Below are 8239 nucleotides of genomic sequence, written 5' to 3' on the forward strand. Positions count from 1 at the left end.
ACGCGACCCCGCCCCACGCCTACGGCCGGCCCCACCCCGCCTACGGCTACCCCCAGTCCCAGCAGCACCCGGGCCTGGCGCCCACCCCGCCGTACGGCCCGGCTCCGCTCCCGGCGCCCGCGCGGGACCGGGCCCCGACGGTCCTCCTGCTGGTCGTCGCGCTGATCGTCGCCCTCGGCGCGGGCGCCGGGGTGTACGCCTTCCTCAACGGGAGCGACGGCGACGACCTGGCCAACGACCCGAAGCTGCCCTCGCCCACCGCTTCCGCCGACCCGGGCGGCTCCGGCACCCCGAGCGGCGACACCACCCCGGCCGAGGGCACGCCCTCCGGCGACAACGACGATGCCGACGATGCCGACGAGGGCGAGGGGGACACCGTCCCCGCCGCCTTCCTGGGCACCTGGACCACCACCATCGGCACCGCCGACGAGCGGCGCCTCGTCCTCCGGCAGGGCGAGGTGGGCGACACCGTCCTCTCGCTCACCGCGACCGGGCCGATCCAGGGCAGCGCCAGTGCGTACCGCTGCGTCTTCCAGGCGGAGCTGACCGAGGTGCCGAACTCCCGTGGCCCGGTGCGGGTCGGCCCGTCCCGGGTGGTGGTCGGCGAGCCGATGACCTCGTGCAGTTCGGGCGAGTCCACCACCCTCACCCTGCACGGCGACGGCCGCCTGACCCGCGTCAACGACGCGACCGGGGAGTCCCTGACCTACACGAAGGCGGGCTGAGCCCGGCCCGGGTCAGGCGGAGGGCTCACCCGTCCGGCCGCCCTTGCGGAAGCTCCACCCGGTGTTGAGGCAGGCTTCGGCGAGCGGTTCGAAGTAGCCGTCGGGGTGCCCGAGTTCGGCGGCCAGCTCGTCCCAGCGGTGCTCCACCACGTACTCCTTGCAGCGGTCGCAGGCGAACCACTGCTGGGACTCGTGGCGGAGCTTCTGCTTGGTGCCCTCTTCGTCGGTGACCCGCCAGAAGTGGACGGACTTGACCGGGAACATCAGGGCCAGCGGGCGGGACGGCTCCCAGCAGAGGGTGCAGACGCGGGGCGTCCACGTCCGCTCGGGGGACAGGTCGTCGAAGTAACCCATGGGCGCAGGGTACTCGCGCTCGTCCGGCAGTCGTCCCGCCATCACTCACTCCCGTCGGATTGCCAGCCAGGCGGCTATCGCCTCTGTCATGGGCATACCCGTCTCGATCTCGGCGAAGAGGAACTGACCGCCCGCGTTCGCCTCCAGGAACCACGGATCGCCCTGCTCGTCAATCGCGAAGTCGAAGGCGGCATAGGCCAGTTGGGCTTCCTGGAGGTAGCGGCGCACCGCCGCGCGCAAGGCGCCGTCCACCTCTCCGGCCACCCAGGTGCTGGCGTCGGCGGGGAGGAAACGCCAGTCGAGGGTGGGCGTGCGCGGGGTGACGTAGGCCGGGAAGTAGCGGTCGCCGACGACGGTGAGCCGCAGGTCGGTGCCTTTGGGAACGCGCTGCTGGAGGCAGGTGGCGCAGGCCGCGACGCCGGTGAAGTCGGCCTCGGGCGGGACGGCGGCGGTGGGCAGGGTGAGCGGCGGATTCTGCGGGTGACGGCCGGTCACCGACTTGACGACGAGACCGCTCCCGGCGTCCGCGTACGTCTTCTGGAAGCGCGCCGCCTCGTCGGGGTCGGTGGTGACGAGGGTGTCCGGGACGCGCAGTCCGGCGCGGGCGGCGGTGGCCAGCTGCCAGAGTTTGTGACGGGAGCGCTCCAGGGCGTCCGGATCGTTCATCCAGCGGGCGCCGGTGGCGCGCAGGGCGCCCCAGAGGGCGCGTTCACACTCCAGGGTGATCCACGCGCGCTGCTCGGCGGAGACATGCGCCCCCGGCGTCCCCGGGCGGCGCACCCACACCGAGCGGATCTCCTCCAGGGCGACCCGCCCGCCCGGCGTGGCGAGATGGCCGGTGACCTGGCCGTCCGGGGTGACGCGGACGGCCAGGTCGACGCGGCCGGGGAACTCCGCGGGGTCGAGCCGGAGGACCGGGACGCCGCGTCGGCGCAGCTGGAGCACGACCGCGTCGGCGGTGACGTCCTCCTCGCAGGTCAGGACGAGGACGGTCATCGCTCAGTCGTCCCAGTGGGTCTTGCTCCCGGCGGTGGAGGCGGTGGAGCCGAGCCGGGCGAGGAGCGCGGTGTCCTCGGCCGCGTACCCGCCGCCGGCCAGCACGTTGACCTGTTCTGCCTGGTCGAAGGCGTAGGGCGCCGCCGGCTCGCCGGTCTGCGGGCGGGCGTACTGGAGGGCGAAGGGCGTCATCGTCATCGTGCACTCTCCTCGGCGTCTGGCCTCTGTCGGGTCGCGAACGGGGGTGCGGGTGGCGCCGCGGACGCCCCGTGCGGCGCCCGCCCGACCGGACGTCCGGTCAAGGGAACTTGTGCCCAGACCGTGGGGAAAGTAGGGACAATCCGGTAATCAATCGCGTTCCTGATTACCCAGACCGGGGGGCAGATGCCAGCGCCGAAGTCCGTGGACCCCACCGCCTCGCTCGCGGCACTGCTCGGCGCGCGCATCCGCCGGCTGCGGAGAGCGAAGGGCTGGAGCCAGACGGAGCTGGCCGCGAAGGGCGCGACCTCGCAGGGCCGCCTCGCACAGATGGAACTCGGCCGCGAGACCCCCAGCCAGACGGTCTGCCAACTCCTCGACCAGGCACTCGACGCCGACGGCGAACTCCTCGCGCTCTGGGCGCACATCGAGCGCACCCCGTACCCGGACTGGTCGCGCGCCTTCATGCGGTTCGAGCAGCGCGCCACCCGGATGCGCAAGTACATGGCCGCCACCGTGCCGGGCCTGCTCCAGACCGAGAGCTACGTCCGCGCCCTGCTGGCCGCGGCCCGCCCCAGCGTCGGCGGCGCCCTGGAGAGCCTGGTACGCGCCCGGCTGGAGCGGCGGCTGCTGCTCACCGGGGAGTCCCCGCCGTACTTCTGGGCGATCCTCGACGAGTCCGTGCTGCGCAGACCGATCGGGCAGCCGGAGGTGATGCGGGAACAGCTGACGTACCTGCTGCACATGCAGGAGACGGAACGGGTCTCGCTCCAGGTACTGCCCTTCTCCGCCGGGGTGCACCCGGCGCTCGGCGGCTCGGTCACCGTCCTCAGCTTCGACCGCCGCCCCGACGTCGCCTACCTGGAAAGTTCCCACTCCGGAGAGCTGATCGACGACCCCGAGGCGGCCGCGGGCTACGGGCTAGCATTCGATCAGCTTCACGCCCAGGCGCTCTCACCCCATGCGTCCGCAGCCATGATCCGCAACGTGTTGGAGGGCTCCTACGGTGTCACTCGCGTCTCCCGACGGCGTCGCCGGTCCGTGGCGCAAGAGCAGCTACAGCAACACGCAGGGTGGGGACTGCGTCGAGGTCCGCGACGACCTGCCCGGCCTGGTTCCGATACGTGACAGCAAGGACCCGGGCCGCGGGACGGTACGGGTCTCGGACCGGGCGTGGCGGGTGTTCCTGCGGGTGACGCGGGGTTAGGTCCCGTCCGCCGGGGGCTGGTCGGCGCGCCCGCACGGTACGCCCGGGCGGCCCCGGGGCGGGCAGGGGCACAGGCCGCGTGCGAGGGTGGGGCGCGCAGGCGAAACGGTTCGCCTGCCGGAGAGGCGGCGCACGCCGGGTGAGGGGGAGTCGGCGGTGACCGAGCAGCGGCAGCAGGACAACCGGCCCCCAACCCCCTCGCGCCGCTCGCAACGCCGCCAGACCGTCGCCGAGTTGCGCTCCCAGGGCCGCGCCGGTCCCGGACTGCGCGACATACTCCCCGGCTTCCTCGGCATGGTCCTCGTCACCGCCGGCCCCGTGATCGGCCTCGCCTGGCTCTACCGGGCCTACGGCCTCGGCGCCCTGCTCCTGGGCGCCCTCCTCCTCGCCGCCGCCACCCTGGTCGGCGTCCCCTGGCGGCGCGCGGTGGTCCGCCGGCGCGGCGGCCGCTACACCCCCGCCGAACTCGCCGTCCTCGACGACCACGGCCTCGCCGTCGCCGCCGAACGCATCCTGCGCCGCGACGGCTGGCACGTCCTGCCCATGCCCGAGGACGGCCGGCCCCGCCTCTACGCCCGCGACCGCCGCGACCGCCGCCTCGACGTCTCGTTCCGCCCGGTCGAGGGCGGCCCCGACGCGGCCGAACCCCCGGGCGGCCCCGCCACCCTGCGCGAGCCCGGCGGCCCCGCCGACGACCGGGTGATCCGCGTCGTGATCAGCATGGGCACGTACAGCCCCGCCGAGATCGAATGGGCCTCCCGGCCGGGCGGCGACCACCTCGTCGACGGGCGGCAGTTGCAGCAGTGGGCCTCCGGGACCTCCCTGGACGCGCTCGGCCTGCTCACCTGACCGTCAGCCCTCGAACCGCCCCCGCGCCCCTTCGATGTGCCCGAGGTACCGCTGCGTCCACGCGCACATCAGGTGGGTCGTCTCGCGCAGGGCCAGCCCCGGCTCGGTGAGGGTGTAGTCGACGCGGGGCGGAACAGTCGGGTGCACGTAACGCTCCACCAGGCCGTTCCGTTCCAGCATGCGCAGGTTCTGGGTGAGCATCTTGTGGCTGATGCCCTCGACCCGGTCGCGGATCTCGCTGAACCGCACGGTGGACTCGCCGAGCGCGTCGATGATCAGCAGCGCCCACTTGTTGGCGACCTCCGAGAAGATCTCGCGCGCCAGGGAGTCGGCGCGGCTCAGGTCCGCGTCCTCGGGTGTGCCGCTGAGCTGCTTGGTCACCATCAGGTTCCCCCGTCACCGAAAAGTGCGTTCTTCCTTGTCAGCGGGGACTCTCCTACGGTTCCCGGGTAACCACACGTGACCGTGGCGCGCCCGGCCTTCGCCCCCGCCCACCACGTTCACCACGCTCACGCTCACGCGGACGTACGACGACAAGGAGACGGCAGCATGGCGATCACCCTGGTGGACCCCGAGGGACTGCCGAAGGTCGGTGCCTACCGGCAGGTGGCCGTGGCGACCGGGTCGCGGCTGGTCTTCGTCGCCGGGCAGGTGGCCTGGGACGCGGACGGCGCCACGGTCGGCGCGGGCGACCTCGCCGCCCAGGTCGAACGGTGCTACCTCAACGTCCACACCGCCCTCACCGCCGCCGGCGGCACCTTCGCGGACGTCGCGAAGCTCACCGTGTACGTCGTCGACTGGACGCCCGACAAGATGCCGCACTTCCTCGACGGGGTCGCCCGCGCCACCGCGCGGCTGGGAGAGACCCCGGCCGCGCCCGGCACGCTGGTGGGCGTCGCCGCGCTGGACGTGCCCGAGCACCTGGTCGAGGTGGAGGCGACGGCGGTCCTGGACTGACCACCGCCGCCCCGCCCCGGCCGCAGGGGCTCACCGAGGGCTCAGCCCGCGGCCTCCGCCTTCCGCAGCAGCTCCGCCATCCGGTCGAAGCCGCGCCGCTCGGCGTGCTCGCGCGGGGTGACGCCGTCCCGGTCGGCGAGGTCCGGGGTGGCCCCGGCGGCGAGCAGCAGACGGACGGTCTCCTGGTGGTCCGCTCCCCCGTCGCCGAGGATCACCGCCTCCAGCAGGGCCGTCCACCCCAGGCCGTTGACGTGGTCCACCTCCATCGACGCCTCCCGCAACGCGGCCCGGATGTACGGCACGTGCCCGCGCTCGGCGGCCGGGATGAGCGCGGTGCCGCCGAACCGGTTCCGCAGGGTCTGGTCCGGCTCGGCCGGCAGCAGCGTCCGCATCATCTCGACGCTGCCGGTGACCCCCGTGACCAGCCAGGCACTGTCGTCCCGGTCGTCCTGCGCGTCCGGATCGGCCCCGGCCTCGACCAGCGCCCGGGCCGCCGCGACATGGTCACCGAGCGAGGCGAGCAGCAGCGGGGTACGCCCCGAGGCGTCGCTCACCTCGGTCCGCGCGCCCGCCGCCAGCGCCGCCTTCACGCCCTCGGCGTCACCCGCCCCGGCCGCCTCGATCAGCCGGGCCTCGGCCTTCTTCTGCTCCTGCCGCGACACGGCTCCTCCGTTCTTCCGCGCCCTCTCCGGGTCAGCGAAAGAGGGCGGTGACACCGGCCTTGGCGAACTTCTCGTCCAGGTCGCCGCTGGGGGCGCCGGCCACACCGATGCCCGCGACCGGGGCGCCCTTCACGGTGACGGGGGCGCCGCCCGCGAGGAAGAGGGTGCCGGGGATGTCCTTGAGCGTGGGCGCGCTGTCGAGCCGCTTGACCAGCTCGGAGGTGGACGCGTTCCAGGACACGGCGGTGAACGCCTTCTCCTGCGCCGCCTCGTACGACTGCGGACCCGCGCCGTCCCCGCGCAGCGTCACCAGCGCCCGCCCGTCCCGGTCGACCACGGCCACCGACACCTTCTGCTTCTCCTTGCCCGCCGCGTCGAGAGCGGCCTGCGCGGCCTTGGTGGCGGCGGCGATCGTCAGGTGCGAGGTCTGCGTGACGTTACGCCCGGAGGCGTCGGCGGCGGCCTGGGCCTCGGCGGGCTTCGCCGCCGGAGCGGTGTCCGCGCTGGCGGAGACGGTGCCGAAGACCCCGGCACCGAGTGCGACGACCACGGCCGAGCCGGTGAGCACGCGGGTGCGGGTGGAGCGGAAGGCGGTGGAGAGGGACATGGGGACTCCTCGGGTGGGCGGCCGCACGGGCCGGTACGGAAGGGAAGGGAATGTGGGGGGGTTGGCTGTCGGCCGGGGCCCGTGACGCGTTCGCCGGGGGGACCCTGCGGGCCGCCGGGGCTCCCGGTCTCCGGGCCGTCGGCCTGCTTCCATCCTGGTTCCGGGGCGCGCCGGCACCCGTCCTCCGCCCGGCTCGGACCGGCCTGCCGGACGGGCGACACGCGGGTCAGCCGATCGGCTGATGCGCCCCGCCGGGCCCGGGGCGATGATGCGGGAAGCCCCGGCTCACGCGGGCAGGACGGGGCCGCCGAACCCGGGCCCGCGGGACCCCGTACCGCACGGAACGCCCCCACCCCCGCCCGCGCACCACCGAAGGCCAGGCCCCACCCCATGCGCCACCCCGACGACGACCTCCAGCCACCGCCCTCCCCCGGTGCCCCCGCCTCCGGCGCCTTCGCACCCGGCGCCCAGACCCGGGACGACCGGTGGCTCTCCGCCCTCCTCACCACCGCCTTCGTCGTCCTTCTCGCCGGCGCCCTGCTCCGCTACGTCCTCAAGCACGGCGACAGCGACCGGCTGCCCTGGATCGTCGGGCTCAGCGTGGTCCTCGCCGTGGTGCAGGTGGCCGGGCAGGCGCGGCCCGGGAGCCGGCGCGCCGGACGCGTACGGCTGGCCGTGGTCGTCGCCTGCTGGGTGGTGGTCGTGCTGCTCGCGCCGAGCTTCGCCTGGTGCGCGGTCCCCCTCATCCACACCGCGCTGCGGCTGCTCCCCACCCGCTCGGCCGTCGCCCTGGTCACCGCCCTGGCCACCCTCGTCGTCCTCGCCGAACTCCGCCTCGCCGACGGCTTCGACCCCAACCACCTCCTCCTCCCCCCGGTCGTCGCCGCCCTCGCCACCGGCGTCTTCGTCTACCTGACCCGCGAGGCCACCCGCCGCCAGCACCTCATCGACGACCTGGTCCGCACCCGCCGCGAACTCGCCGCCACCGAACGCCGCGAGGGCACCCTCGCCGAACGCCAGCGCCTCTCCCGCGAGATCCACGACTCCCTCGCCCAGGGCCTGTCCAGCCAGAACATGCTGCTCCAGGCAGCCGACCGCCAGTGGGACACCGACCCCCAAGCGGCCCGTACCCACCTCCGCACCGCCGCCTCCATCGCCGCCCACGGCCTCACCGAGGCACGCCGCCTCGTCCACGACCTGGCCCCCGCCGACCTCGCCGAGGGCGCCGGACTCGCCCAGGCCCTCGCCACCCTGGCCGCCCGCGAGTCCCGCGACGGCCTCACCGTCCGCTTCCACGCCGAGGGCCCCGACACCCACCTCCCCGACCAGGTCGCCTCCGCCCTCCTCCGCACCGCCCAGGGCGCCCTCGCCAACATCCGCGAACACTCCGGCGCCCGGACGGCGGCCCTCACCCTGACCTGCCTCGACGACACGGTCGCCCTCGACGTGGCCGACGACGGACGGGGCTTCCCGGCCCCCGAGCCCGGCGGTACGCGCGACCCACTGGGCGACCCGGACCCCCTGCGCGGCCACGGCCTCCCCGCCATCCGCGCCCGCCTGCGCCAGCTCGGCGGCACCCTCGCCATCGAATCCACCCCGGGCGAGGGCGCGGTCCTCACCGCCACGATCCCGCTGACCCCTGCCACCCCGCCCGCCCCGTAGGAGCCCACGTGCCCGCCCCCAC

Annotated in this window: 11 protein-coding genes and 1 pseudogene; 6 read left to right on the top strand and 6 right to left on the bottom strand. The window is 74.6% G+C overall.

What is annotated here, in order from left to right:
- Positions 1 to 725, top strand: a pseudogene (locus tag IF45_RS0130660) (serine/threonine protein kinase); the annotation flags it as partial.
- 12 nt (positions 726 to 737) lie between these two features.
- Here the strand turns inward: IF45_RS0130660 and IF45_RS0130665 are convergent.
- The 3 genes from IF45_RS0130665 to IF45_RS0130675 are packed head-to-tail and all read right to left on the bottom strand — an operon-like array spanning position 738 to position 2273.
- Positions 738 to 1079 carry a hypothetical protein gene (locus IF45_RS0130665; RefSeq protein ID WP_165398031.1) on the bottom strand — a complete coding sequence of 114 codons (342 nt, stop codon included), beginning with the start codon at positions 1077 to 1079 and terminating at the stop codon, positions 738 to 740.
- 45 nt (positions 1080 to 1124) lie between these two features.
- Positions 1125 to 2075: an MvdC/MvdD family ATP grasp protein gene (locus tag IF45_RS0130670; protein ID WP_030310852.1), complete on the bottom strand. Its 951-nt coding sequence runs from the start codon at positions 2073 to 2075 to the stop codon at positions 1125 to 1127.
- Positions 2076 to 2078: 3 nt separating this feature from the next.
- Positions 2079 to 2273, bottom strand: coding sequence for a hypothetical protein (locus IF45_RS0130675; RefSeq protein ID WP_003949599.1), 195 nt, complete (start codon positions 2271 to 2273; stop codon positions 2079 to 2081).
- 186 nt (positions 2274 to 2459) lie between these two features.
- Here IF45_RS0130675 and IF45_RS0130680 point away from each other — a divergent pair, with 186 nt between their 5' ends.
- The 3 genes from IF45_RS0130680 (at position 2460) to IF45_RS0130685 (ending at position 4329) form a co-directional block, all read left to right on the top strand.
- Positions 2460 to 3401 (top strand): helix-turn-helix domain-containing protein, encoded by a 942-nt coding sequence (locus tag IF45_RS0130680; RefSeq protein ID WP_015507478.1) that lies wholly within the window; start codon positions 2460 to 2462, stop codon positions 3399 to 3401.
- A complete protein-coding gene (locus IF45_RS34505) occupies positions 3376 to 3480 on the top strand; it encodes a DUF397 domain-containing protein (RefSeq protein ID WP_234479791.1) in 105 nt (34 codons plus the stop codon). The genes IF45_RS0130680 and IF45_RS34505 overlap by 26 nt, the downstream gene beginning before the upstream one ends.
- Before the next feature lie 156 nt (positions 3481 to 3636).
- Positions 3637 to 4329, top strand: coding sequence for a hypothetical protein (locus tag IF45_RS0130685; RefSeq protein ID WP_030310854.1), 693 nt, complete (start codon positions 3637 to 3639; stop codon positions 4327 to 4329).
- A 3-nt stretch (positions 4330 to 4332) separates the two neighbouring features.
- On the opposite strand, the gene IF45_RS0130690 is transcribed toward IF45_RS0130685, so the two are convergent.
- A complete protein-coding gene (locus IF45_RS0130690) occupies positions 4333 to 4713 on the bottom strand; it encodes a winged helix-turn-helix transcriptional regulator (protein ID WP_003949596.1) in 381 nt (126 codons plus the stop codon).
- A 165-nt stretch (positions 4714 to 4878) separates the two neighbouring features.
- Between IF45_RS0130690 and IF45_RS0130695 the strand changes: the two genes are divergently transcribed.
- Positions 4879 to 5286: a RidA family protein gene (locus tag IF45_RS0130695; protein ID WP_003949595.1), complete on the top strand. Its 408-nt coding sequence runs from the start codon at positions 4879 to 4881 to the stop codon at positions 5284 to 5286.
- A 41-nt stretch (positions 5287 to 5327) separates the two neighbouring features.
- On the opposite strand, the gene IF45_RS0130700 is transcribed toward IF45_RS0130695, so the two are convergent.
- Positions 5328 to 5948: an ankyrin repeat domain-containing protein gene (locus tag IF45_RS0130700; protein ID WP_018893691.1), complete on the bottom strand. Its 621-nt coding sequence runs from the start codon at positions 5946 to 5948 to the stop codon at positions 5328 to 5330.
- A gap of 31 nt (positions 5949 to 5979) precedes the next feature.
- Positions 5980 to 6555: a GlcG/HbpS family heme-binding protein gene (locus IF45_RS0130705; protein ID WP_030310855.1), complete on the bottom strand. Its 576-nt coding sequence runs from the start codon at positions 6553 to 6555 to the stop codon at positions 5980 to 5982.
- 390 nt (positions 6556 to 6945) lie between these two features.
- Here IF45_RS0130705 and IF45_RS0130710 point away from each other — a divergent pair, with 390 nt between their 5' ends.
- Positions 6946 to 8217: a sensor histidine kinase gene (locus IF45_RS0130710; protein ID WP_030310856.1), complete on the top strand. Its 1272-nt coding sequence runs from the start codon at positions 6946 to 6948 to the stop codon at positions 8215 to 8217.
- The last annotated feature ends 22 nt before the right edge of the window (positions 8218 to 8239 follow it).

Source organism: Streptomyces albidoflavus, assembly GCF_000719955.1.
Classification (GTDB): Bacteria; Actinomycetota; Actinomycetes; order Streptomycetales; family Streptomycetaceae; genus Streptomyces; species Streptomyces albidoflavus.

What these genes read in the sequence shown, in the direction of transcription:
- IF45_RS0130665 (WP_165398031.1), bottom strand. Translation starts at nt 1,079, where the DNA reads ATGGGTTACTTCGACGACCTGTCCCCCGAGCGGACGTGGACGCCCCGC.
- IF45_RS0130670 (WP_030310852.1), bottom strand. Translation starts at nt 2,075, where the DNA reads ATGACCGTCCTCGTCCTGACCTGCGAGGAGGACGTCACCGCCGACGCG.
- IF45_RS0130675 (WP_003949599.1), bottom strand. Translation starts at nt 2,273, where the DNA reads ATGACGATGACGCCCTTCGCCCTCCAGTACGCCCGCCCGCAGACCGGC.
- IF45_RS0130680 (WP_015507478.1), top strand. Translation starts at nt 2,460, where the DNA reads ATGCCAGCGCCGAAGTCCGTGGACCCCACCGCCTCGCTCGCGGCACTG.
- IF45_RS0130690 (WP_003949596.1), bottom strand. Translation starts at nt 4,713, where the DNA reads ATGGTGACCAAGCAGCTCAGCGGCACACCCGAGGACGCGGACCTGAGC.
- IF45_RS0130695 (WP_003949595.1), top strand. Translation starts at nt 4,879, where the DNA reads ATGGCGATCACCCTGGTGGACCCCGAGGGACTGCCGAAGGTCGGTGCC.
- IF45_RS0130705 (WP_030310855.1), bottom strand. Translation starts at nt 6,555, where the DNA reads ATGTCCCTCTCCACCGCCTTCCGCTCCACCCGCACCCGCGTGCTCACC.
- IF45_RS0130710 (WP_030310856.1), top strand. Translation starts at nt 6,946, where the DNA reads ATGCGCCACCCCGACGACGACCTCCAGCCACCGCCCTCCCCCGGTGCC.